The organism is Rhodothermus bifroesti (genome assembly GCF_017908595.1).
Classification (GTDB): domain Bacteria; phylum Bacteroidota; class Rhodothermia; order Rhodothermales; family Rhodothermaceae; genus Rhodothermus; species Rhodothermus bifroesti.
Map to the genome: position 1 here is coordinate 652,800 of NZ_JAGKTL010000002.1, position 23,817 is coordinate 676,616.

General features: G+C 55.9%; 16 protein-coding genes and 1 tRNA gene. 5 read left to right on the forward strand and 12 right to left on the reverse strand.

Going from position 1 to position 23,817, the window contains the following annotated elements; genetic code table 11:
* Positions 1–11: 11 nt before the first annotated feature.
* The 3 genes from gltB to J8E65_RS06585 all read right to left on the reverse strand — a co-directional run bounded on the left by gltB (position 12) and on the right by J8E65_RS06585 (position 6,013).
* Positions 12–4,541 (reverse strand): glutamate synthase large subunit, encoded by a 4,530-nt coding sequence (gltB, locus tag J8E65_RS06575; RefSeq protein ID WP_210374838.1) that lies wholly within the window; start codon positions 4,539–4,541, stop codon positions 12–14.
* Positions 4,542–5,550: 1,009 nt separating this feature from the next.
* Positions 5,551–5,624 (reverse strand) — tRNA-Pro (locus J8E65_RS06580).
* A gap of 26 nt (positions 5,625–5,650) precedes the next feature.
* Positions 5,651–6,013: a MerR family transcriptional regulator gene (locus J8E65_RS06585; protein WP_210374839.1), complete on the reverse strand. Its 363-nt coding sequence runs from the start codon at positions 6,011–6,013 to the stop codon at positions 5,651–5,653.
* A gap of 98 nt (positions 6,014–6,111) precedes the next feature.
* Between J8E65_RS06585 and J8E65_RS06590 the strand changes: the two genes are divergently transcribed.
* Complete coding sequence (locus J8E65_RS06590) at positions 6,112–7,029, forward strand: DMT family transporter (protein ID WP_210374840.1); 918 nt, start codon at positions 6,112–6,114, stop codon at positions 7,027–7,029.
* A gap of 4 nt (positions 7,030–7,033) precedes the next feature.
* On the opposite strand, the gene J8E65_RS06595 is transcribed toward J8E65_RS06590, so the two are convergent.
* Entirely contained in the window at positions 7,034–10,093 is a 3,060-nt protein-coding gene (locus J8E65_RS06595) for an AAA family ATPase (protein WP_210374841.1), read from the reverse strand.
* Between the two features lie 46 nt (positions 10,094–10,139).
* A complete protein-coding gene (locus J8E65_RS06600) occupies positions 10,140–11,102 on the reverse strand; it encodes a cation diffusion facilitator family transporter (RefSeq protein ID WP_237181719.1) in 963 nt (320 codons plus the stop codon).
* A gap of 276 nt (positions 11,103–11,378) precedes the next feature.
* Here J8E65_RS06600 and J8E65_RS06605 point away from each other — a divergent pair, with 276 nt between their 5' ends.
* The 4 genes from J8E65_RS06605 (at position 11,379) to J8E65_RS06620 (ending at position 16,341) form a co-directional block, all read left to right on the forward strand.
* A complete protein-coding gene (locus J8E65_RS06605; protein WP_210374842.1) occupies positions 11,379–12,587 on the forward strand; it encodes a FlgD immunoglobulin-like domain containing protein in 1,209 nt (402 codons plus the stop codon).
* Positions 12,588–12,892: 305 nt separating this feature from the next.
* Positions 12,893–14,737, forward strand: a complete 1,845-nt coding sequence (gene uvrC, locus J8E65_RS06610) for an excinuclease ABC subunit UvrC (RefSeq protein ID WP_210374843.1) — start codon at positions 12,893–12,895, stop codon at positions 14,735–14,737.
* Between the two features lie 74 nt (positions 14,738–14,811).
* Entirely contained in the window at positions 14,812–15,792 is a 981-nt protein-coding gene (locus tag J8E65_RS06615; protein ID WP_210374844.1) for a nucleoside recognition domain-containing protein, read from the forward strand.
* Positions 15,793–15,798: 6 nt separating this feature from the next.
* Entirely contained in the window at positions 15,799–16,341 is a 543-nt protein-coding gene (locus tag J8E65_RS06620; RefSeq protein ID WP_210374845.1) for a spore maturation protein, read from the forward strand.
* Positions 16,342–16,394: 53 nt separating this feature from the next.
* Here J8E65_RS06620 and J8E65_RS06625 read toward each other — a convergent pair whose 3' ends face one another.
* The 7 genes from J8E65_RS06625 to J8E65_RS06655 all read right to left on the reverse strand — a co-directional run bounded on the left by J8E65_RS06625 (position 16,395) and on the right by J8E65_RS06655 (position 23,770).
* Positions 16,395–16,688, reverse strand: coding sequence for an isoamylase early set domain-containing protein (locus J8E65_RS06625; protein ID WP_210374846.1), 294 nt, complete (start codon positions 16,686–16,688; stop codon positions 16,395–16,397).
* 152 nt (positions 16,689–16,840) lie between these two features.
* Positions 16,841–17,908 (reverse strand): M14 family zinc carboxypeptidase, encoded by a 1,068-nt coding sequence (locus J8E65_RS06630; protein WP_210374847.1) that lies wholly within the window; start codon positions 17,906–17,908, stop codon positions 16,841–16,843.
* A 24-nt stretch (positions 17,909–17,932) separates the two neighbouring features.
* Entirely contained in the window at positions 17,933–18,460 is a 528-nt protein-coding gene (locus tag J8E65_RS06635; protein WP_210374848.1) for a CvpA family protein, read from the reverse strand.
* The gene (locus J8E65_RS06640) at positions 18,457–18,930 is read right to left on the reverse strand and encodes a GatB/YqeY domain-containing protein (RefSeq protein WP_210374849.1); all 474 of its coding nucleotides are present in this window, start codon (positions 18,928–18,930) and stop codon (positions 18,457–18,459) included. The genes J8E65_RS06635 and J8E65_RS06640 overlap by 4 nt, the downstream gene beginning before the upstream one ends.
* Positions 18,931–18,952: 22 nt before the next feature.
* Complete coding sequence (locus tag J8E65_RS06645) at positions 18,953–19,717, reverse strand: hypothetical protein (protein ID WP_210374850.1); 765 nt, start codon at positions 19,715–19,717, stop codon at positions 18,953–18,955.
* A complete protein-coding gene (locus J8E65_RS06650) occupies positions 19,692–20,843 on the reverse strand; it encodes a PQQ-binding-like beta-propeller repeat protein (RefSeq protein WP_210374851.1) in 1,152 nt (383 codons plus the stop codon). Before J8E65_RS06650 ends, J8E65_RS06645 begins: the two co-directional genes overlap by 26 nt.
* Positions 20,831–23,770 carry a peptidase MA family metallohydrolase gene (locus J8E65_RS06655; protein WP_210374852.1) on the reverse strand — a complete coding sequence of 980 codons (2,940 nt, stop codon included), beginning with the start codon at positions 23,768–23,770 and terminating at the stop codon, positions 20,831–20,833. Before J8E65_RS06655 ends, J8E65_RS06650 begins: the two co-directional genes overlap by 13 nt.
* Positions 23,771–23,817: the final 47 nt, after the last annotated feature.

The window sequence follows — 23,817 nt, forward strand, 5'->3', positions numbered from 1 at the left end:
CTCAACCTCCTTTAAGCGGCCAGTTGCTGACGTACCAGTTCTGCTTCTTGTTCTTGAGCAAGCCGTTCGAGCGCTTTGCGGTAGTCGATAGGGAAGACCTTAACGAAGCGGGTTAGCACACTAGGCCAGTCTTCAAGCACCCAGCGTGCTACAGGACTGCCGGTGTAGTAATAATGCCGCTCGATCAGCGCACGCAGCTCGGCAACGTCCGCTTCTTCAACCACGGGCATGAGCTCCACCATCTCAAGGTTACAGTAGCGCCTGGCAAATAGGCCATCGGCATCGAGCACGTAAGCAATGCCACCGCTCATCCCAGCGGCGAAGTTGCGTCCTGTTGGTCCTAGCACAACAACCCGGCCACCTGTCATGTATTCGCAGCCGTGATCGCCGACGCCTTCGACCACTGCACATGCACCGCTGTTACGCACGGCAAACCGTTCGCCCGCACGGCCACGGATGTAGGCCTCGCCCGAGGTGGCACCGTAGAGCGCCACGTTGCCAATAATGATGTTCGACTCGGCCGGATAGGCAGCCGTTTGAGGCGGATGGATGATGAGCTTGCCTCCAGAGAGCCCTTTGCCAAAGTAGTCGTTGGCTTCTCCAGCGACACGCAGCGTTACACCTGGCGCAAGAAATGCCCCGAAGCTCTGCCCAGCTGAGCCTTCGCAGTCGATCCATATCGTGTCTTCCGGCAGCCCGGCCTCGCCGTAGCGCGTGGTGATTTCATAGCTAATGCGCGCGCCAACCGTTCGGTCGGTATTACGGATCGTAGTGCGCAGCCGGACAGGCTTGCGGTGTGCCAGTGCGGGTTCCAGTGCAGGCAACAGCCGCTGGTCAAGCGTTGGCATCCCATTGCGGTGGGGCGCTTGCTGGCTAAAGGGCCGCAAGATTTCCGGGGTCTCGACCTTTTGGATCAGTGGTCTTAGGTCCAAATGCCGCGCCTTCCAATGTTCTGTAGTGCGCACCCGCAGTCGATCCACGCGTCCCACCATTTCTTCAACGGTGCGGAAGCCCAGCATAGCCATGATCTGGCGCAGCTCTTCCGCCACAAAATAGAAGTAGTTGATCAGGTGCTCGGGCTGTCCTGTAAACTTTTTGCGGAGCTCGGGGTCCTGCGTAGCAATGCCTACAGGACATGTGTTCAGGTGACACTTGCGCATGCGAATGCACCCTAAAGCCACCAAAGGAGCTGTAGCAAAGCCAAACTCCTGTGCTCCTAGTAAGGCGGCAATAGCCACATCGCGCCCGGTCTGCAGCTGCCCATCTACCTCAACGACAACACGTTGTCGAAGCCCATTGGCTACCAGGGCCTGGTGCGTCTCTGTTAACCCCAATTCCCATGGCAGACCAGCATGTAGGATAGAGGTAATTGGCGAAGCCCCTGTGCCTCCATCATGGCCACTAATGAGGATCACATCGGCCCCGCCTTTGGCTACGCCAGCTGCAATGGTACCCACGCCAGCTTCAGCCACCAGCTTGACGCTAATGCGCGCCGTTGGGTTGGCCTGCTTTAGGTCATAAATGAGCTGGGCTAGGTCTTCGATCGAATAAATGTCGTGGTGGGGTGGTGGCGAAATAAGCCCTACCCAGGGCGTAGAGTGACGCACGCGGGCAATCCAGGGATAGACTTTTTCGCCCGGGAGCTGCCCCCCTTCTCCGGGCTTGGCGCCCTGAGCCATTTTGATCTGGATTTCATCAGCGCTGGCCAGATAGCCAATGGTTACGCCAAATCGTCCCGAGGCTACTTGCTTAATCGCACTGCGGCGCGGGTTATTCCGAGCGTAGCGTTCGGGGTCTTCCCCGCCTTCTCCGGTGTTGCTTTTGCCGCCCAAGCGGTTCATGGCTTCGGCCAGCGTCTCGTGCACTTCTTGGCTGATGGAGCCAAACGACATAGCGCCGGTCTTAAAGCGCCGCACGATAGACGTCCAGGGCTCAACCTCTTCCAAGGGGAGTGGCTGCTCGGCTGGGATAAAGTCCAGCAGTCCACGCAGCTTACATAGGTGTTGGTTTTCTTCGTTGATCAGGCGGGCAAATTCCTCATAGTCTTTGGGGTCGCGTTCGCGAACGGCGTGTTGCAGTTTAGCAACTGTGAGCGGGTTGTAGCGATGATGCTCGCCGCCGCGCCGCCATTGATAAAAGCCGCCGCGATCAAGCGCATCGGCAGGTACTTCGATGGCACTAGGCGGATAAGCCTGCGCGTAGCGCAAACGTACTTCTTCAGCCAACACGTCAAAATCCACACCTCCCAGGCGCGAGACAGTCCCAGCAAAGCAGCGTTCAACCACTTCAGCCCCTAAGCCCACAATCTCAAAGATCTGGGCACCTCGATAGCTTTGAAGCACAGAGATCCCCATCTTCGACATCACCTTAAGGATGCCTTTGCTGAGGGCTTTCAGGTAGCGCTGCTGAGCCTCGCGGGCATGCAAGCCGGTAATTTCTCCGATATGCACAAGGTCTGCGATTGTCTCTAAGGCCAGGTAGGGGCAAATGGCGTCGGCGCCGTAGCCCAAAAGCACGCACATGTGGTGCACTTGGCGCGGTTCGCCACTGTCCACAATCAGGCTGCAGCGCGCGCGCAAACCGGTACGAATCAGATGATGGTGCACAGCGCCTACCGCCAGGGCAGCCGGAATTGGCGCTTGCTTTGGGCCAGCCTCCTGGTCTGAAAGCACCAAAATGGTGGCTCCTTGCGCCACTGCTTCGGCGGCCTGTTGGCACAGCTCCTCTAAAGCCTGCCGAAGCCCGTTGCCCCCTTGCGACACATCGAAAAGCGTCGTGAGCGTTTGCACCCGCAGATTTTCCTCACTTAAGGCTTTAATGCGGGCCAGCTTCTCCGGCGTCAAGATGGGCTGTTCTAGCCGCAGGCGATGGGCCTGCTGGGGGGTTTCCTCCAGCAAATTGTATTCACCGCCTAGGTAAGTGTGCAGCGAGGTGACCAGTTCTTCCCGGATGGCATCAATGGGCGGGTTGGTCACCTGAGCAAACAGTTGCTTAAAGTAATCGTAGACCAATCGCGGAAAGTCCGACAGCACCGCTAGCGGCGTGTCGTCGCCCATAGAGCCAACCGGATCGTCTTTTTTCTGGGCCATAGGGGCCAGCATCAAACGCAGCTCTTCAAGCGAGTAGCCAAAGAGGCGCTGCTGCCGGCGTAGCGTCTCTGGCTCAAGCGGGCGCGTAAGGGGCTGAGCAGCTGGCAAATCGGCTTCGGTACGCAGGTGCGTTTTTAGCCAAAGCTGGTAGGGTTGCCGTCGGCTCAGCGTAGCTTTGATTTCCTCATCACGCACCAGGCGACCTTCTTCAAGGTCGACCAAGAACATGCGGCCAGGCTGCAAGCGTCCTTTTTCGACCACACATTCTGGGGACAAATCGAGCACCCCTACTTCAGAGGCCAAAACCACCAGGCCATCACGCGTAATGGTGTAGCGGGCTGGACGGAGGCCGTTGCGATCAAGCACAGCACCAGCGTAGCGGCCGTCGGTAAAACATACCGCCGCAGGGCCATCCCAGGGCTCCATCAAACAGGCATGATAGGCATAAAAAGCCCTGCGCGCTTCGTCCATGTACGCATCGCCAGCCCAAGCTTCGGGGATGGTCATCAAGATGGCATGAGGCAACGAACGCCCAGCCCGGTAAAGCAGCTCGATCATGGCATCGAGCATCTGAGAGTCGCTGCCTGTTTCATCCAAAAGCGGCAGGATCTTTTTAAGGTCCTCCCCTAAGAGGTTGGAACGCAACAAAGCTTCCCGGGCACGCAGCGCATTGATGTTGCCTCGGAGCGTGTTGATTTCACCGTTATGGGCCAGCAAATGGAAAGGTTGCGCCAATGGCCAGCGTGGCCAGGTGTTGGTGCTAAAGCGCGAATGCACGAGCGCCAGCCGGCTGGCAAAACGGGGATCGTTGAGGTCAGGATAATAAGCCCCTAGCTGCGCCGGGGTCAGCATGCCCTTGTAGACCAGGGTGCGTGCCGAGAGGCTGACTACATAAAACGCTCGGTTTGGAATCACATGCCGGGCCATACGTTTGATCACAAAAAGCTTCCGCTCGAAGGCCTCGGCATCCAAGCCTGGGGCGGCCTGCACAAAAACCTGCCAAATGCTCGGTTCGGCAGCAGCAGCCGAGACACCCAGTACCTCCGATTGTGTCGGCACACGCCGCCAACCCAGTACCCGTTGTCCCTCTGCTTGAATCAGGGCCTCAAATTGCTCCTGGCACTGCTGCCGCATAGCCGCCTCGCGCGGCAGGAAAATCATGCCCACCCCGTAAACGCCAGGATCGGGCAAGCAAATACCCTCGTCGCGAGCGACTTCCCGCAAAAAAGCATCAGGGAGTTGCACCAGAATGCCCGCACCATCACCTGTGCGCTCGTCGCAGCCGCAGGCGCCACGATGACTTAAGCGCAACAAAACTTCAAGGCCATAACGCACAATCTGGTGAGATGGGGGGTCATGTAGCGTGCAAATAATCCCCACCCCACAGGCATCCCGCTCAGCTGGCCAACCTTCAGGCTGAGAAAAACACGCGTCGTAACTTGGCTGTTGCATCGCAACCGGGGTTTAGGGCGCCCCGGTCTGCGCTGCTACGATTTTTACAAACAATCTCGAAGAAGTGCAGCCGGGACGCCAGGTGGGAAACTTAGGCGATCACGAGAATTACACGGCCCAAAAGGGCCGTAATACGAATAGGTACACTTGCCCTAAGGCAAGGTCGTACCCTTACCTGCCTGGCAACATCCCGACCCTCGACACCCTGCTTCGCCAAGGTCTCGGCGATCACAACTGCTCGTCGATTTGAAGCAAGGTGTTGCATACGTAAAGCCACAGCCGGTGGAGCGCAGCGCGCTTTATTTTTTTATGCAATAACGCATTTATGATTCCTATCGTCAAGGGCAATCCCAAAGACAAATCCCACAAAAACAACATGATCGGGAGCGCTTTCATTAAAACTAAACGGAATGAAAGCCCTTTTTAGTTTTTATTTTTAAAAATTATGACCAAAACGCAAAATAATATTTAGCAATCTATCGACTTATATCTTTTTTGTTTATACATTATTCACATTTGACATTATTCTTTTTACAGCTTTGATAACCTCATGCCTTGAGGATACGGCCTCCTTCCGGCACTCCGACCGACCCACTGCTTGATGCACGATGCCGACCTGGGTGCCTGTAATTGCGCGCAGTGCTGCGCCTTTGGTCTATGCCACTGAAAGCATCGCTAAGGCAAGGGGCATGAGTACTCTCAAAATTGCTGGTAGCAGGTAAGCTGAAGCACAGGCCCAGCCGTCGTCCAAAGGCAGGAGCAGCTGCGCGATCAGGTTGAGCGGCGTTATGGCGATAGCGCGCAGCAGGTCTCTACCGCCAAGTGTGCTGAAGGTAATGAACCTGACTCCACCAGCACGTAGCTTACTTTGAACGAACAGCCTTTGCCAACAACTGTTTTGGGGAGGGGCATGCCAGGTAGCTTTTTGAGGGTTTCAACAACCTCGCGCGTTTAAAAGTGAGCTGGTAAGGGCATAAAAAAACCCGCCATACGCTATGGCGGGTTTTTGTCGGGACGGTGGGATTTGAACCCACGACCCCTAGCACCCCATGCTAGTGCGCTACCGGGCTGCGCTACGTCCCGATACAAATGCACGCCCAGCAAATGCCTCAATCCTGATCTGGGTTCCCTTTTGCCGGCTCTTCATACGTCTGAGTCGCCAGATGCTCCTGGAGTGCCTGCAAAAATGCCCGAAGCGCTAGCAATTGTCCACGCATTTCTGAAAAAGCATTTTTGCGTCGCTCGAGCACCCGTCGCGCCCCTTCGATCGTGTAACGCTCGACGTGCAACAGGTACTGGATTTCGCGTACCAAGTGAAGGTCTTTTTCGGTATAGCGACGACGGCCAGCAGCATCTTTTTGCGGGCGCAGCATTGCAAATTCGCTCTCCCAGTACCGCAGCACGTGCGGCGCCAGTCCCGTCAAGCGAGCCACTTCTCCGATCGTATAGAATTTTTCAGAGGCTTCCTGCATAAACGCATCCTCCTTCTCGAAAATTAACAGGAAGCTATCAAACATAAAAATAGCGTACGCGCATATTGGGGCACTTCCCTACGCTTTTAATCCCACTTATGACTCGCCGTACGCTGCGTTACGAGCTCGCTCTCCTATTCGACGTTTTGGTCTGGGGTATCAATTTCCCCATCATCAAGGTAGCACTGGCTGTTATGCACCCCTTTGTGGTGAACGTCTTTCGGTTTATCTTCTCGCTACTTGTGCTCTGGGGGCTTCACCTACAAGCGCAGCGGCGGAGCGGCACCGACTTCTTTGCGCCGCTACGAACGCATGCTTGGGCCATCGTGGGCCTAGGGTTGCTTGGGTATGTGATCTACCAAGTGGCGTTCATTCTAGGCGTGAGCCTAACTACGGCAGGCAGTGCGGCCTTGATTATGGCTAGTGCACCCTTATGGACTGCCCTGATGAGCCAGCTGTTGAGGTATGACCGGCTGCATTGGTTAGGCTGGATGGGCCTGCTGCTTTCGCTTGCCGGGACGGTGTTGGTTGTCCTCTACAGTCCACGGGCATTGGATTTCTCGCGTCAGGCGCTGCAAGGGAACCTGCTCATGATGGGCGCCTCGGTAGCCTGGGGCGCCTATACCGCCTTGAGTCAACCCCTAGTCCGCAAGATCGACCCATCTAGTTTAACCTTCCTTAGCTTATTGCCTGCTTATCCTGTCTTATTGATTTTAGGAATTTTGTTTTTCGATACGGTCACCTGGTCTGCTGTAGATGGCAGGGCTTGGGCCGCCATTATTTTTTCTGGAGCGCTTTCGACAGGCTTGACCCTTGCGCTATGGAACCAAGCTGTTCGCCATGTGGGCCCAGCACACACAGCAGCCTTTGGCAATTTGACGCCCTTTGTGGCTCTGGTTGCGGGGCACTTGCTGCTTAACGAGCCGATTACGTTCGCCCAAATATTGGGAGGGGTCTTAATTTTAGGAGGCTTGCTCCTCATGCGTCGCACGCGCCGCCTGCCTCCTGCAACCTAGCTCGTCACACGCCAAACACTTCGAAGCGTGAACCTTCGATAGGATCTTTCTCTACTTCAATGCGCACAGGGAAAGCCTGTTTAAGCTCGTTGAGATGGGTAATGACCAAAATTTTATCAAAATCCGACTGCACAGCTTGGATCACTTCGATCAGGTGCTGGAGGCCTTGGGCATCTTGCGTGCCAAAACCCTCGTCGATTACCAGGGTGCGAATGCGCACGCCACTCCGCTCAGCCAGGAGCTGGGCCAATGCTAGCCGCAGAGCAAAGTCGATGCGAAAGGCTTCGCCACCTGAAAACGTCTCGTAAGGGCGCGGTACGCTCTGTTCGTCGGTAATAATAATATCCAGCGTTTCTTTGGTACCGCCGGTTTTTTTATCTCGCTGCGTGCGCAGCTCAATATGCATACGGCCGTCAGTTAGGCGGTCGAGCCATTCGTTAGCCCGGGCTTCAAGCTCAGGCAGCGTTTGCTCGATAATCAGCGAAGGGATACCGTGTTTCCCGAAGGCTTGTCGTAAATGTTCGTAGAGGCGGGCGCGATGCTTTAGGGTTTGCAATTCTTGCTGCTGCTGCGCACGGGCGTTTTGCAAACTTTCGAGCTGTTCTAAACGTGCCTGGTGCTCCCCAATCTGTTGTTCCAGGCGATGACGCTCGGTCTCAAGGTCTTCGAAGGCTTTTTGGGCTTCGGCGTAGGCTGTTGTTATATGTGCTGTGGAGGCCAGCTCCTGGGCAAGCGCTTGGCATTGGGCCTCGAGCCGGTCACGTTCGCTTTGCTCTCGCTCGATGCGCTTGCGGAGCTGACGACGGCTTTGCCGCGTGCTTTCCAGGTCTTGCTGTGCATGCAGTAGTTCCTGCAACCGAGCCCCAACATCTCCTAGCGCTTCGAGTTCTTGTCGAACGTGATGGAACTGGGCGGCATCAAAGCCGATGTGCATAAGCTTTTCCTGCAGCTCACGGCGACGTTGCTGCACCGACTGCAGGGCTTCACCGTGGTCCAGTTCTTCGCGCAAGACGCGTTCTTGCTGACGCAGGCGCTCTAGTTCACGCTCCAGACCTTCACGCTGTCCTTCTTGGTATTCCAGCTCTGCCAGCCGCTCTTGGAGTGGACCAACTTCGGCAGCTTGCTGGCGTAGCTGTTCCAAAAGTCCTAGATCAAGCGGTAAAGCCTCAAGCTGGCGGTGCAGGGCCTCAAGCTGTCGGCGCTCCAGTTGTGCAAAGGTTTGTTCGCGGAGCTGCAGTTCCAGGCTTTCAATTTGGGCTTGAAGTTGCGTCAGCGTCTGCTGCCGCTTACGCAGTTCTTCCAAGCGTGCCGTCACCTGCGCCAGCCGCTCTGGGGCTTGGGCTAAACGATCGCGTAACGTGCGCTTTTCCTGGTATTGTTCGCGGAGCATTGCGCGACGCTTTTCTTGCTCAACCAGCTGAGCTTGTCCCTCAGCAAGCTGCTGTGCCAGGGTTTGAAGTTGCGTTTCGTAATGGCGGCAAACCTCTTCGCGATGGGCCGGCTCTAGGTGACTGCCGCAGACCGGACACACGTCTTCGTCCCCTTGGACAAAAGTGTCGTAGCGTGCCTTAAGGGCTTCCTGTTGGCTTTTGAGCTCTGCAAGCCGCGCTTGCTGGCTTTCAATCGCTTGCTTAAGCGCTACGCCTTCCTCAGCAAGTGCCTCCAGTTCGTGGCTTAACGCTTGATAACGGGCAGTTTCCGTCTCCAAGCGCTGGCGCTCTTGTTCTAGCATAGGCAAAGGTGCCAGCGCCTGCATTTCTTGCTCCTGCTGTGCGCGCAGCGAAGCCAGGGATCCTTCAAGTTGTTTCTGTTTTGCCAGCAGCGACTGCATCACCTCACGAAGTTGCATTTCTACGGCTTCGCGCTCGCGACGGCGCTGCTCCAGCTGGGCTACTTGCTGTTGGGCTTTTTTAGCCTGTTGCAGGCGTGTTTCTAGTTTTGGTCGTTCCCGCAGCTTGGAGGTTAACTCTTCGAGCCGCTGCTGTTTATGCTTTTGCTCCAGTAAAACGGCCTGCAGCTTTTTCTCCAGTTCGCCACGAAGGCGATCCAACTCCCGGTCGAGCTGATGCAGCTGCTCTTCAATGCTCCGGCACAGCTCACGTTTTTCTTCAAGCTGCCGCAGCGTCTGTTGGAGTTGCTGAAAGCGCTCGTAGTCGCGCTCGATGGTTGACCGCTGAGCCCGTATGTGTTCGTAGCGTTCAATACGGGCTTCAAGCTCGACCAGGCGATACTGATCCTCCTGCAGCAACTCCTCTTGACGCTGAAGCTGCGCTTTGAGCTCTTCCAAGCGACGCCGGCTTTCTTCAAGACGCACCTTTTGGGCATGCAGCTGCTGCAGCTGCGCGCGCTTTTGGGCCAACTTGTCTTCTAAGGCTGCTCGCTGCTGCAAGAGAAGCTGATAGGCCTCTCGAATGCGGGGGACTTCGGCCAGGGCGGCCTGCATCTGCTCAAGTTGGCGTGCTAGCCATTCGGCCCGGTCTTGTGCTTTACGAGCCTCTTCCCGTGCCAGCTCGGCCAACCGCTCATAGCGCTCTAGGTTAAGAATGCGCGCCAGAATTTCTTTACGCTCGCTGGGTTTTTTGCGGGTGAATTCATCCGAACGTCCCTGCAGCAAAAACGAGGCATTAACGAAAGTCTGGTAATCTAGGCCGAGCACCTGATTGAGACGGGCTTGGGTTTCTGCAACCGAAGGTGCGGTCAGCGGCCGATAGCTTTGGGTTTCGGGATCAAAAACCTGAAGCTCCAGCTCGGGCCGATTGGTCTTTCCCGAAGCCGAACGGGTATAGCGACGAAGAACACGATAACGAACGCCTTCAAGATCAAAGGTAAATTCAACTTCCATGTAGCGGGCACCAATGCGCAACAGGTATTCATCGGGCTTGCGGCTGTCACTAGGTCTGCGGGCTTCCCCCCACAGAGCCCAAGTAATCGCGTCCAGCAGCGCCGACTTCCCCTGGCCATTACTGCCCGAAAGACAGGCTATTTGAAAAGGCCGAAAATCGAGTACAGGGGCGACCTCGCCGTAGCTCATGAAATTCTTTAAGCGTAGCTCAACCGGGACCATGAGAGGGCTACGGGTTGGTTCATGCAAAGATACGTAATTTCCCCGCTCAAGTGGACCGGGCCTGCTCAGCCTGAGCCTTTAGCGGATCTTCGGGCTCTTGATGGCCTTGCGGGTGTGCAGCTTCGTGGCGTTCGGGCTCTAAATGGGCCGTAACGTACACGCGCTGGCCCTGAAAACGCGCATGGATAGCCTCTTCCACAGCATGGGCTTGGGCATGGACCTCGTCGAGCGTGCGCTCGCCAGGAAGCATCAGGTGATACTCTACCCAGAGCTGGTCACCCGTACGGCGGTGTCGGAGTTGATGATAGTCTGAGATCATGCCTTGTTGAACAGCTGCATCAAGCACTTCCAGAAGCGTACGCGTATCGTCTTCACGTACGCGCTCCATAAGGCCGGTAAAAGACTGTCGAAGCAGCTGCAATGCGGTCCGCAAAATGTTTAGGGCCATCAAAATGGCAATCAAAGGGTCCAGCCAGACTATACCCGTCCAAGCTACCAGCGCCACGCCTAGCACCACCCCCAAGCTGGTCCACATGTCGGTCAGTACATGCCGACCGTTGGCCTCAAGCACTAGGCTTTGGTAACGCCGCCCAACGCGAATCAGGTATAGCCCCAAAAGCAAGTTGATTGCGCTGAAAAGCCCTATCAACAACACGCCCAGTCCTAATTGCCGCAATGCTGGGCCATAAATCAATGCTTTAGCTGCTGTATAGAGAATGCTTGCGGCAGCCAGCAGGATCATGGCTCCTTCGAAACCGGCCGAAAAATAGGCAATTTTGCCATGACCGTAAGGGTGCTCAGCATCGGGGGGCTGCAGCGCATACCATAAGCTAAAAGCCACAAATGCCGTGGCTAGAATGTGCACAAGCGACTCGGCCGCATCCGAAAAGATGGCTGCACTACCGGTAAGCAGATAGGCAATGAACTTGCCCAACAGCATGAGTACCGACACCCCCAGGCTAGCCCCCATGGCCCGGTGGCGCGGATCTTTCCAATCAGGCCATTGCATAAATCCTTACAACAAACGGCGCGCGTTTGGCCAAAGAACGCATGCCCACCCAACTTCGTGCCCGCTTCAGGTCTTCTTAACGTCTGCTTAAGCCTAAAGCGCATTAATGTCTGTAAGATTACGCCAAATGCGTAGCTTTAAAAATCACCTCAACCCCCTTCTTACAAAAAGTCGATGGGTCATTACTTAAAACGTTGCGGTCGTTAGCAACAAGCATCTCCGGGGAACGGCCGCTCAGCTACTGAGAAGCTATTCACCAACCTTACATGTAGCACCATGCAGTTCAACTATGGCGTGCTGCTCGGAGCGCTAATGCCTTGGATGGTTTGGGCACAGCCCAATGCCTGGATCAACGAGTTCCATTATGACAACGTAGGTGCCGATGCCGACGAATTTATTGAAGTCGTGCTAGAAAACGCGGCAGCTTACGCGCTTAGCGACTTTGCAGTGGTGCTCTACAACGGCAGCGGTGGCACCTCGTATGGCACTCATCGCCTTGACACCTTTACGGAAGGCGCTACTGAAGGAGCTTACACGGTGTATTTCAAGTACATCCCAGGCCTTCAAAATGGTGCTCCCGATGGACTGGCCCTTTGCTATCAGGGACACCTGCTCCAGTTTTTAAGCTATGAAGGCACGCTCACTGCTGTCGGCGGCTGCGCCGATGGCATACTTTCAACCGATATTGGCGTTGCAGAGGACGGCACAACGCCTGCTGGATATTCGCTGCAGCTGACAGGCTTGGGCGCGCGCTATGCCGACTTTTCGTGGGCGTCTCCCCAGCCAGCATCCCCAGGAGCAATCAATACTACCCAACGGCTCATAGGCCAGGTTACCTGCAGGTTAGCTCTACTGGGTACCTTAGAAGTACTTAGCGCAGCCCAGGGGCGAGCCCAAATTCTAGGAACCGATGGTATTCAGCGTGTTCAGAACAGTCCAGTGCAGCCCAATGTCAACTTGCAGCTTATTTCGGTAACTGGACCGGGCGGCGGCGCGGTCTTTTCGGAGACAGCACCTGGCGTTTGGGAATTTACTGGAAGTGGAAGTCCGCCTACCGAAGCGTATGCTGTTTATCAGCGCTTAGACCTTCAAAGTCCACACAACCAGTTTTTCCTCCAGGTATCGACGCTCTGCCCCTCAGAACCGGACGGCACCCTCGAGGCGCACCTAGATCCTTTTTTTGCCTTTGAACTTCTCCCCCAGCCTGCTCTACAGGTTACCCCTAATCCTTTCCGCACGCAAACCGTGCTAACCCTGAGTCTTCCTGAAGCAGCCTTGGTCACGGTGGCGATTTACGATCTATTGGGACGCCACGTAGCAACGCTGGCTCACGAGAGTCTAGCCGCAGGTCGGCACCAGCTGGTTTGGAATGGCACGTCTATGGGCCATGTCCTTCCCGCCGGCCTTTACCTCGTCCGCACCGAAGTGCAGCCTCCGGGCCGAGCACCTCAGGTGCACACGCACCGGTTATATCGCCTTCCCTAACCACCCAACCCTTTGCGCAAACCATGGATGCTATGCAAACAGCCCAAACGTTCGGATCCACCAAGAATACGCCTCTCCTTGCAGCACCCCCACATGCCATGCAGACAGTTCAGACGTCCCTTTTGGAAATGCCGACACCGGCACCTAACACGCGTCGCCCTTACCGTTCGCCTCGACTGCAATGCCTTGGACGGCTCACAGTGTGCACAAGCGGCAGTTTTGATTTTTCCTAAGGGCTCGCCGCCTTATGCAACAACCCTCCCTTAAGGAGGGTTTTTTTGTTACTAAGCTGATACCATGGTGCCATGACACCAGCGCTTCAAGAAAAACTGGCCCATTTGCCTGCGCGTCCGGGTGTCTATCTGCACAAAGATGCTGCCGGCCAGGTGCTCTACGTAGGCAAGGCCAAGAATCTACGCCAGCGCGTCCGCTCTTACTTTCAGGAAAGCCGTCCGCGCGACGGCCGCTTAGAAGCACTCGTGCGAAAAATTGCCGATGTTGAAGTCATCGTCACCGATACCGAAGCCGAAGCGCTCATCTTAGAAAACAATCTCATCAAGCAACTCAAGCCGCGCTATAACATCAATCTACGGGATGACAAGACCTATCCTTACATTTGCATTGCCCGTGAGCATTTCCCTCGGGTCTTTCCTACGCGACGCGTCCGCAAAGACGGCGCAAAGTACTTTGGACCGTATACCGATGTAGGTCACATGCATCGCCTGCTACGGCTGATTCGCTCGGTCTTTAAGGTGCGCACTTGTAAACTTAATCTCTCCCCTGAAGCAATTGCAGCGGGTAAATACCAGCCTTGCCTGGAGTATCACATTAAAAAATGCGCAGCACCTTGCATTGGCCTACAATCCGAGGAAGCTTACAATGCCACCATTCGTCAGATCGAACAGCTCTTAAACGGAAAAACGCAGGCACTCATTGCGCAGCTACGGGCCGAAATGCACGCCTGTGCAGCTGCACTGAACTTCGAACGCGCAGCCGAGTTGCGCGACCAGATTCGGCTACTGACCGAGCATGCAGAGCGGCAAAAGATCATCAGCCAAGATTTTGCCGATCGCGACGTGTTTGCATTGGCCGTCGACCGTACAGAAGGGGTGGCCTGCGGCGTCGTCTTCCAGGTACGTGAAGGAAAGGTTATCGGTCGTCGCCACCAGTATCTGCGCCGCATTGAAGGCCAATCGGATAGCGCATTGCTCCAAGCTTTTGTTGAGGCTTACTATGCCGAAGCTGTCTTCTTTCCAGAGGAGGTATTGCTCTCACACCCGCTCGAAGAGCCCAGTGCCCTAGCAGCACTATTGCGCGAGCGGCGTGGGCAAAAAGTGCCGCTTCGCCTGCCGCAGCGCGGTGAAAAGGTCGGCCTGGTGCGCTTGGCCGAAGCCAATGCTCAGCTCCTGCTTGAAGAATGGCGATTGGCCCAACAAAAACGGGGCGAGGCTCGGATTCCTGAAGCTGTTCGGGCGCTCCAAGAAGCGCTTCAGCTTCCGCACTTACCGCGCCGTATTGAGTGCTTTGACATTTCTCACTTGGGGGGTACGGGCACGGTTGCTTCCTGCGTTGTGTTCGAAGACGGCCGTCCGAGCAAACGCGACTATCGCATCTTTAAGATTCGTAGTGTGCCTTCGGGTAAACCCGACGATTACCAGGCGATGCGGGAAGTGATCACGCGACGCTACCAACGCCTACGCAACGAAGAAGGCCCGTGGCCCGATCTTGTGGTTATTGATGGCGGCAAAGGTCAGCTCTCCAGTGCCTTAGCAGCGCTCGAGGCTTTGGGCCTCCAAAACCATTTTCCGATCATTGGTCTGGCCAAACGTCTGGAAGAAATTTACCGGCCTGGGGACCCTGACCCGTATCAGCTCCCAAAAACAAGCCTGGCATTGCAGCTGCTGCAACGCGTCCGCAATGAAGCCCATCGCTTTGCCCTGGCTACGCAACGCCGCCAACGCAAACGCGTATTGCGCTCTGAGTTGCTGGATATTCCCGGAATTGGCCTGCGCACCGTTGAAAAGCTCTTGCAGCACTTTGGCTCAGTGCAGCGCGTGCGCGAAGCGAGCATCGAGGCCTTAGCCGCTGTGGTAGGCCAAACCCGCGCCCAGCGCATTCGCCAGCACCTCGATAGCCTCTCGCCAGCATAGCTGTCGACTAGCATCTCCCCTGGATTGATGCTAAGTTTGGGCGTTCCCAGTGCTCAAGCTTCCAGACGTTTGCCATGCTAAACTACATTTGGGCGGGTCTGATCATCCTCAGCTTGGTGTTTGCTGTCGTTTCGGACGTGCGCGACCTGGTGCGCGACACTTATCGCAACGGCGCCCCATTGCCCATTACGCTTTACTTCCCCAAGGGCTATCAGCCCCAAGCCCGACACCAGCCCGTTGTCGTACGTATCGACCCAGAAAATTTTCGCACATTTTACCGTACGGAAACCGCGCCTGAAACCACGTACACCGGCGAGCTTGTGCAATTTCGCACCGGGGATGAGCTTCGCTTTGCGCGCGAGGTAGCGCTGCCCGAACCGCTAGCCACCATACGACGCGCTACAGCTCCTCGCGATCAAAACGAGCTGCGTGGCACCCTTAAGGCAATGGTGCTTGTGGGTGACTCGCTGGCCACAGCAAGTGTGGTGTTTGCGCCCGTGCGTCTGGTACGCTTGCAGGCCATCACCGAGGCAGCCTTCGAGTTTGCACGCACAGCTGTAACGCTGGCCCTTGGGCTCATCGGACTGCTGGCCCTTTGGTTAGGATTGCTCCGCATTGCCGAAGCCGCGGGGCTTGTGCAACACCTAACGCGATGGACCAGTCCTTTGCTGCGCCCGCTCTTCCCCGACGTGCCCCGCGACCATCCTGCCTTTGCCCTCATCGTGCTGAACCTGACCGCCAACATGCTGGGACTGGGCAACGCCGCTACTCCTTTGGGCCTCAAAGCCATGGAAGAGCTCCAAAAACTCAACCCTCGTCCCAACACTGCCACCAACGCCATGGTTATGCTGCTGGCCATCAATACCGCCAGCGTGCAGCTCGTACCCCCCGTGTTGCTAATGGCGATTATGGGTACGGCGGTTAGCCCCCTGGTTTTACCCATCATTATAGTCACCTTAGTCTCTCTGGTTGTGGCAATCCTGGCAGCCAAGTTGCTGGGTAAGCTCCCTGCCTATCGCCAAACCGATCCTTTACGCACACCAACAGATGCCTAGAAGGTCATGGAAACGTTCCGTATGTTTTTGGAAACCCTCTCGCTGCTGATTTTACCCCTGTTGATTGTCGGCTTTCCTTTGTACGGTCTTTTGCGCCGCGTGCCTGTTTACGAAGTGTTTGTTGAAGGCGCTCGTGAGGGGTTTGACGTGGCTGTGCGCATTATACCTTATCTGGTAGGCATTCTGTTCGCGATCGGGATGTTTCGCGCTTCAGGGGCCATGGACTTTTTAGTAGAACTGCTCCGCCCTGTGCTTCGCCCGCTCCAGATCCCGCCTGAGGTGCTGCCTATGGCCATCTTGCGACCCCTAACAGGCTCTGGTTCTGCAGCAGTAGTGCTTGACCTGATTCAGCGCTACGGCGAAGAGTCTCTGATTGTAAAGATTGCAGCGGTGATGTTTGGCTCAACGGAAACCACATTTTATGTTTTAGCCGTGTACTTTGGCGCCGTAGGCATCACCAAAACCCGCCATGCTGTGCCCGCCGGCCTCATTGCTGACATCACAGCCATGCTCTTGGCTATCTACCTAGTGCAATGGCTCTTTGCATAAAGCAAAAGGCGTCCCTAGAGAGACGCCTAAACACCACGCGCTATGTCAAGACCTTAGCCGACGTGAAGCAGGCAGTTCTCGCTAAAAAAGGGGCTAGGCGTATAGCCATCGGCTTGTTCATCGTTGATCCAATGCTCGCCATCGACCCAATAGCGAAACTGGTACGTGCCAGGCTTAAGCACGATTGACCTGCTCCAAACACCCTTATTTTTGTAGAGGCGCATGGGGTGAACTGAAGGATCCCAATTGTTAAAATCTCCCACTACCGATACGCTCTTGCGAGCCGCCTCAGCTGGCAGGCTAAACGTCACACGAATGCCCTTGCTGGTCTTTTTCTTTTCGATCATAGCGCTTGCTACAGGCCTGTTGGCGAAATTCTAGATTGGAAACGAATAGCTATTTGGAAGTAAAGTTGCAAATACGCTAGAAAAGAAACCATATCGCAAGCGCTTTCAACACATAAATTAACCTAAAACCAATACTTCAGCTTCATCCACCCTTAATCTCCAATCGTTTCTAACAAAAGGCCAATAACCTGCAGCTGCAGGCGCATCGCTTTTGCCAAAGGAAGCGGCTGCAACCCAAACGCCCTGCGGGCATCCTCAAGGGTCTCTCCTTTTAAGGCACGCAGGCGCAGCTCGGCTAGCTGCGCGCGCAATTCCAGATAGGCTTTCGGGATCCCTGGTGCAGCAGGTCGGCGCTGAACAACAAAAAGGGGTAACTCGGTCACTAAACACAAGGGATCGCCGCCTAATCCGCGTACCAACTCCATTGAGCTCAAGCGAAAGTGTTGTGCTTGTTGGGGTTCGCCACGTGCTTCAAAAAACGTACGCATGGCTTCGCCTTCAGGCGTAGTCATAAAGCCAGGGCCAATGTAGAAAAAGCCTTTCTCCCCTTTGCGGTTGTGGTCGTGCAGTCCAAGGCCCGCTGCTTGTGCAGCTGCGACAAACGCCTGTTGCAATGCCTCAGTACGAAATGACCAGTGGCGCTCGATGAGCAGCAAGGCGCCTTCGGCAAAACCCATCCCGTGTAGGTTGACATATCCAGCAAAAGGTGCATAGGCACGTAAAAAATCAGCTACAGCGCGATTTTCTGGCCTAAGGTCAGGATAGCCGAATTCCAAGTCCCGTCCTGGCAGTTCCCGTACAACATGGGCTAAATAGGCTTCAAGCGATGGCCAATGGGTTACCCAGGATTGGTTACGGATTTCTCCATCTGGATTGATATGGGGTAAAATGACAAGCTGGAAGCGTTCCAAAATGGGCTGCAGTTGGCTGCTTTGCCGAAGACCTTCGAGCACAAACCAGCGCAGCGTCTCCGGGCCTACTGGCTCGTCCGCGTGCGTACCGGCCAGCAGGGCGACTGTACGTGGTCCCTGCCCCATAACCACAGCGCTGATAGGTCGCCCTTCTTCACTATAACCAATATCCAGAAACGTAGCTAAGCCGCTGCTCATGCGGCAAGCTGCCTCAAGCAAAGGACGTACGGTTTCGTGCGTCCGAAATGCAGGCGCAGCAGTTTCCGGAACTAAGCTTGCCAGCAATGCTGCCCAGGACCTACCAACCATGGCACCCCATTGCAAACGCAGCCTTTAGTCTTTCAGTGCAGAAAAGCGCTCTACCAGTCGCTGAGCCTCGGGCGCGCGTGCCGCGACAAAATCCCAGGCAGTAGGCAATACCGTAGCTACAGGTTCGTAAAGCAGTGAAGCCCTGCGGGCGTTGGCCTTAGGCCAATTTAAGGCTTGTAATATCAGAAACAGCAAGCTGAGCAGCAGCACAGCCTTCACCCCTCCGATAAGCATGCCCAACAGTCGATTGAAAAGCGACAACTTAACAGCGCCCAGTAACGCTTCGGTGGCCTGAATGATCAGCCAAACGCACAACAATACAGCCATAAACACTACCAAAAATCCTAAAAGTGGGCCCACGCGTGGTGAAAGTTTTAAGCTTTCAGCAACAAGCCGTCCCATAGACTCCATTGCCGAAATGCCCACCACAACAGCTGCAACAAACCCTACAAGCCCCAGCAGCTGTCGCACGCCGCCTGTAGTAAATCCACGCGCCATGCCTAGACTGACAAGCGCTACGATGAACCAGTCGATGGATGTCAGAGGAATCACGAAGCGGCTTCCCGCTGGGTTAAAAGTTCTCGAGCCAGCTCACTAATGCGGCGGCCTTCGGCTTGGCCGCGCAGGCGCGCCATGGCTTCTTTCATCACCTGCCCCAGTTCACGTACCGAACGCGCTCCTAAGGTTTCAATAATTTCTTCAAGTACCTTACGAATTTCCTCGTCGTTCAGCTGACGCGGCAAATAAGATTCGATGATGCGCAGTTCTTCGGTTTCCTTCTGCACCAGGTCGTCACGACCAGCCGCCTGGAATTGCTCGATCGCCTCGCGACGGCGCTTAGCCTCTTTTTGCAGGACCTCCAGTTCTTGCTCGGGAGTCAGTGTGGCCTTACCGCCTTTGCGCTCGGCAATTTCGCGCTCTAGCAATGCGGCCCGAAGTGCCCGAATAGTACGTAGGCGCGCTTCATCTCGTGCGCGCATAGCAGCCTTGAGGTCTTCTGTGAGTCGTTCTTTAAGCATCATGGCTAATTGCTCCATGGTTAATCTATCGAAAAATAAGCCGAAAAGCAGCCACGCCTAATCCGATCTGCGCCACACCGAGCGCCACACCTGCGCGAAGATCCAATTCCCGAATGCGCGGCCGCAGAGCAGGGTCGCCCGTCTGCTCATACTGAGCATAGAGGCGATCGGCCTGAAATTTATAATGAACCGAAACGGCGGTAGCTGCTAAGGCAACGCCCAGTGCCAAGTAGGTTAGGCCATGCCGACGCTGAGCAGGCGTCCACAACGTCACCTTGTCTTCAGGATCAATCGGCTGCAGCACGAGGCGATGGTGATTCCAGACAAGCGTGCTGGGTTGGAGCATTGCAGGGGCGTAGCCGGCATGGACAAAATAGAGCGTATCCTGCAACGGTTCCTCGAAGACGCCGGTAAAAGGGGTTTCACCCAATAGGCGATTTTGCGCTGGCGGGCCGCGATAGATGCGGGCTCCAGAAGGTAAGGTTTCTAGGTAGTAATAGTATGGGAATGGCAGGTAGAGTTGCAAGGTATCGGGCACCGGATCTGGCAAGATTACCTGTTGTGCTGGGATGGACCAGGTGTCTCCGTCTGGTGGAACCAAGCGCAGCACTTGCGTGCCTGCAGGGATGAGGAAGCTGCCGGTTCTAGCTATTCCCAATAAAACAGAGTCGGCATAAACTTGCGCTTCGGGCCAGTTGGTCTCAAGCACAACGACCGGCTGCGCTGCAGCTGTTGCAGCACTCCAGAGCAGGCCCAGCTTCAGGCTAAGGTGACGCAGCCAAGGTTTCATGCGTGGATTGAAGCAGGTATATGTGTCGTGGGCGACAGAGGACCACAAGCCCAGAGGCGGTTCGTGTCAAGTGCAGCACGTCTCCTAAGTCTTCGAGTTTCCAACGAACAGCACCGTTGTGCAGGTCCAGTGCGTAGAGTGTTCCGTCTAGATCGCCTACGTACAGCAGTTCTAGTTCAGGCACGGCAACTGGAGCGGCTACGATGGCAGCTGGCCCTTGCCAGGACCAAAGGCGCTTCCCGGTCTTCAGGTCAATTGCGCACACGCTGCCATCGCCTCCGGCCACATAAGCCTGGTTGCCAACTACGGCAGGTGTTGTGAGGTGCACGCTTGTGTCGGGCCACGTCTGCGTCCATAGTAGTGCACCGGTTTGGGCTGCTATCGCCAGCAATCGTCCGCGGGTGGTCGAAACCAACACGCGGTCGCCTACAGGAAGCAGATCCGCGTAGACCGGGCCGGCGCCTGCTTGCTGCCAGCGTAGGGATCCATGTGCAGTGTCCAACCCAACGATCCGGCCCCGCTTATCGGCCACGATAAGCACGCCCTGAGCTATTACTGGCCGGCTGCGTACACCTTCAAGGCCAATAGTTTCAGGAGATTGCTGCCAGCGCACTTGTCCTGTCACGCCTTCTAGCGCATATACCTGTCCACGCCGATCGGCTACATACACCAGCATGCCAGCTTGCCACAGCCCTGCTTCTACCCCTTCGCCTAGGTGACGCCACACGATTCGCCGCTGGTAAAGGTCATAGCCGATCACAGCGCCTTCCTCTAGAGGGACAGGCACCAGCAGCAGGGTTTGATGGACTACAGGCTGGCCCATGAGGTCGCGCCCTACGTCGAGCACGCCGCGCCTACGGCCTTCGGGAAGTTCGAGCGCATGAATATCCCCTTTGCGGTTGGTGACAAACAGTATTCGTCCAGTTTCAAAGGCTAAGCCAGGAGCAGCTTCTGCGTCACGTCGCCACGTTACCGTAAGCGGTGGCTTAAGCAAGGCAAGCGAAGGCTCCGCAGGAGCTACAAGCGCTCCTATGGGTACCTGAAGCGATCGGCAACCCGAAAGCACAAGGGCTACGCCTATCAGCAAGGCCCATCCTTGAGGGAACTGCGCGTTCAAAAGTCCCATCCGAAGAAAAACTGCCGAAAAGACCGCTCGCGATAGCGAAAGCCTTCGCGGTAGCGATACCCGATATCGTAACGTAGCACCAGCCCACCAAAGAGGTTGAGCCGGAAGCCTAAGCCAACAGCTCCGAGCGTTTCGCCTGCATAGAGCTGCGGCTGGCGTTGGGCGTAATCGTTGTTCCATACGTGGGCGGCGTCGAAAAACAACGCGCCGCGCAAGTTCGCAATGCCAAAAGGAGCCAGGATGGGGATGTAAAGCGAAGGTGCTTCTAGAATAGGGAAGCGGAGCTCGTGCGAAGTAAACCAGAGCTTGCTTCCGCGCACATCAAAAAGTGGGAAGCCGCGCAAGTCCCAGCTCCCACCCAAAAACCAGAGCCGAGCTTCACGCCCCTCGTTGATGCGGAGCATACCCCAGGAGGCCAGGGTGACATTGCGCAACAAGCGCAGGTAGTGGCGCACGTCCAAGCTCAGCGTATAATAGTTGACATTAGCATAGCGCAGGTCGGTCGTGTAGCCAATGGTCAGGTTGGCCCGCCAGCCGTCAACGGGTCCGTTAAGGCCGTAAAGCGCGTTATCATGCACCAGCGACAGGGCGTTAGACAGCAAAAGCGCTTGGCGTTCGATGCCACGAATAGCGACCCGTTTGTCGCTCCAGGCCAATGCGGTGTTGAGTTCAAGCCGGCGAAATGTCGAGATAGGATAGCTTAGGGCGCCGTAGGTCCCGATGAGCTCTTCCCACAAGAGCGGATATTCGGCCGCAGCATCTGGATCGGTCAGGTCATAGCGTAGTCCAGCAAAGCGGTAAAGGCCGTAGCCCACATCCGTGCGCCGGTGCAGCTGGATGCGCGAGACAGCCAGGTTTAGTCCTTTGAGCAGATCGCCGCTACTTTGGCCAGCGTGAAAGACCATCAAATACCAGCGATCGTCGCCCAGCAGATCTGAAAATGCCAGTGCAGCCCCGCCGCTTGTGCCCCAAAGGGCGCTTTGGCTAATGCTAATCCCCCCATAAGCGACGTCCAAGCTATAGCGTCGCCGATAAGGGCGGCGGCGCACACTGCTTTCGGCCGAAAGGCGCCCTGGTTGCCATGCTGGATCGCTACCCAGCAAGGCAATGCTCGTGCGCTGATATGGCTTTTCCAGATACTGAGCTATATCAGGCAGCTGTCGAATCGCAAACCGGTAGTGTTCAAAGGTGCTGAAAAGCAAATGTCCATCAGGGGTCCAAACGGGGTCGAAGGCAGCTGTGGCCAGGTTCGTGAGGCGATAGAGCCGACGCAGCGGCGGACTAGGGACCGTCTCTGGGTGCAATGTGGCTACGGGAGGTGCAGGTAGCGACGGAACCGCCTCTACTGCCCAGATATTGCGAGGGCCAAAGCGGCCGTTTTCGCCCTTGACCGCGCTGGAAAACACCACATAGCGGCCATCCGGGCTCCACCGCGGTTCTTGATCCCGACGCAGCCCTTGGGTGAGCTGGTGGATCTGTCCGGTATCAAACCGATACAGGAATAGATTCATGGCATAGCGGTCTCCCCATGCGGTGCGGTCGGAAGCAAAGGCCAGGGAGCGTCCATCCGGACTCCAGGCGGGATCCCGTTCGTCATAGAGATCGCGGGTCAATCGCTCAAGCTGTCCGGTTTCCGGTGTGAAGACGTACAGGTCGATCCAGCCCCCTTCATCGATAGCACTAAAAGCAAGTTGGCGGCCGCTCGGACTCCAAGAGGGGCTATAAATTGCCACTAATCGATCGAATCTATAGGTAGCTACCAGGTCCTCGTGCTCTAAATCGTACAGGTGCAGCACATCGCTACCGCCACTGCGCGTGGTGAAGGCCAGTAGACCTTGGCGCGACACGTCCATGCGGTCTTCGAGCAGGTTAATCGACTCAAAGCGTTCGTCGCGCCCAATGCGTATGAGTACGCGCGGCGCTCCAAGGGGATCGTAAGCGGAGTCTACCGGTAGCGCATACAGATGGGTGTAAGCCCCCTCGTTGCCCAGGTAGTAAACCATCTGGCGACCGTCTTGTCGCCGGTAAACAACCGGTTTGGTGCTAAAGCCGCGGGCTACAACGGTATGCGCGGCCAGTGAGGGAAGCGATTGGTTAGGCAGATCGGGCAAATAGCGCCTCTTTAGCCAGCGCTCCCAACGATCCGAGATCGCGTAGAAGTCTTCTCCTAGCACATGTTCCAGCACACGCCGAAAGTCACGGTCGATCCAGAATTGCTCAATAAGTTCCAGCAGTTTTTCCTCGCCGTAGGTTTCCGCGATAAAGTGGCACAGCGCTTCGCCCTCTTTGTACATCAGAAACGTACCGTAAATCCGGTACATATTTTCCAAAGGGACCAGGTAGTTTGCGTACAGTGCGTCACGTAAGATCATCTCGTGTTGATCATCGGGCGGTCCCGACCAGTACTCGGCCAAACCTTCGGTAAACCAGAGGGGCAGGAACCGATCTGGCGGCACGCGATGGTCGCGCAGCACTTGAAAAGCGCGATGGAACGTAAACACGTGCACGAGTTCGTGCCAGATCACCCGCCGAAACCGGTAGAGATTTCCGTTTGCAGGTAATACCACCCGGCCTTTAATCAGCTCAAAAAACCCTCCTACGCCTTCTGGAATAAACCCGGGCGTCGTGTTGGTCTGCTGAAAATGATACGGGGCTGCATAAAAAATGAGCGGCGTGCGGCGTGGAAGGGAATAGTTAAAACGCTGCTGAAGCACGCGGTAGGCTTCTTCGGCAAAATAAGCGCCGTGCTCCGCCAGCGTCTGCATTTCAGGATAGTAGTAAATGTCGAAGTGTTCGGTCTGCAGCACATGCCAGTCGAAGCGCTCGTACTGCACTTTATTTCTGCCGAAGTGATACTCGTAGTACTGGGCTGCGGCTGGAGCAACCAGTAAAGCTCCTAGGCCTATGGCGAGCGGCAACAGGCGCATTTCGGCAACAAGAGCTGCGATTCTTTGCCTCTTCACAGACTACGCCC

Excerpts from the sequence above, each read along its gene's own strand:
- gltB (WP_210374838.1), bottom strand. The coding sequence starts at position 4,541 with ATGCAACAGCCAAGTTACGACGCGTGTTTTTCTCAGCCTGAAGGTTGG.
- J8E65_RS06585 (WP_210374839.1), bottom strand. The coding sequence starts at position 6,013 with ATGCAGGAAGCCTCTGAAAAATTCTATACGATCGGAGAAGTGGCTCGC.
- J8E65_RS06590 (WP_210374840.1), top strand. The coding sequence starts at position 6,112 with ATGACTCGCCGTACGCTGCGTTACGAGCTCGCTCTCCTATTCGACGTT.
- J8E65_RS06595 (WP_210374841.1), bottom strand. The coding sequence starts at position 10,093 with ATGGTCCCGGTTGAGCTACGCTTAAAGAATTTCATGAGCTACGGCGAG.
- J8E65_RS06600 (WP_237181719.1), bottom strand. The coding sequence starts at position 11,102 with ATGCAATGGCCTGATTGGAAAGATCCGCGCCACCGGGCCATGGGGGCT.
- J8E65_RS06605 (WP_210374842.1), top strand. The coding sequence starts at position 11,379 with ATGCAGTTCAACTATGGCGTGCTGCTCGGAGCGCTAATGCCTTGGATG.
- uvrC (WP_210374843.1), top strand. The coding sequence starts at position 12,893 with ATGACACCAGCGCTTCAAGAAAAACTGGCCCATTTGCCTGCGCGTCCG.
- J8E65_RS06615 (WP_210374844.1), top strand. The coding sequence starts at position 14,812 with ATGCTAAACTACATTTGGGCGGGTCTGATCATCCTCAGCTTGGTGTTT.
- J8E65_RS06620 (WP_210374845.1), top strand. The coding sequence starts at position 15,799 with ATGGAAACGTTCCGTATGTTTTTGGAAACCCTCTCGCTGCTGATTTTA.
- J8E65_RS06625 (WP_210374846.1), bottom strand. The coding sequence starts at position 16,688 with ATGATCGAAAAGAAAAAGACCAGCAAGGGCATTCGTGTGACGTTTAGC.
- J8E65_RS06630 (WP_210374847.1), bottom strand. The coding sequence starts at position 17,908 with ATGGTTGGTAGGTCCTGGGCAGCATTGCTGGCAAGCTTAGTTCCGGAA.
- J8E65_RS06640 (WP_210374849.1), bottom strand. The coding sequence starts at position 18,930 with ATGATGCTTAAAGAACGACTCACAGAAGACCTCAAGGCTGCTATGCGC.
- J8E65_RS06645 (WP_210374850.1), bottom strand. The coding sequence starts at position 19,717 with ATGAAACCTTGGCTGCGTCACCTTAGCCTGAAGCTGGGCCTGCTCTGG.
- J8E65_RS06650 (WP_210374851.1), bottom strand. The coding sequence starts at position 20,843 with ATGGGACTTTTGAACGCGCAGTTCCCTCAAGGATGGGCCTTGCTGATA.
- J8E65_RS06655 (WP_210374852.1), bottom strand. The coding sequence starts at position 23,770 with ATGCGCCTGTTGCCGCTCGCCATAGGCCTAGGAGCTTTACTGGTTGCT.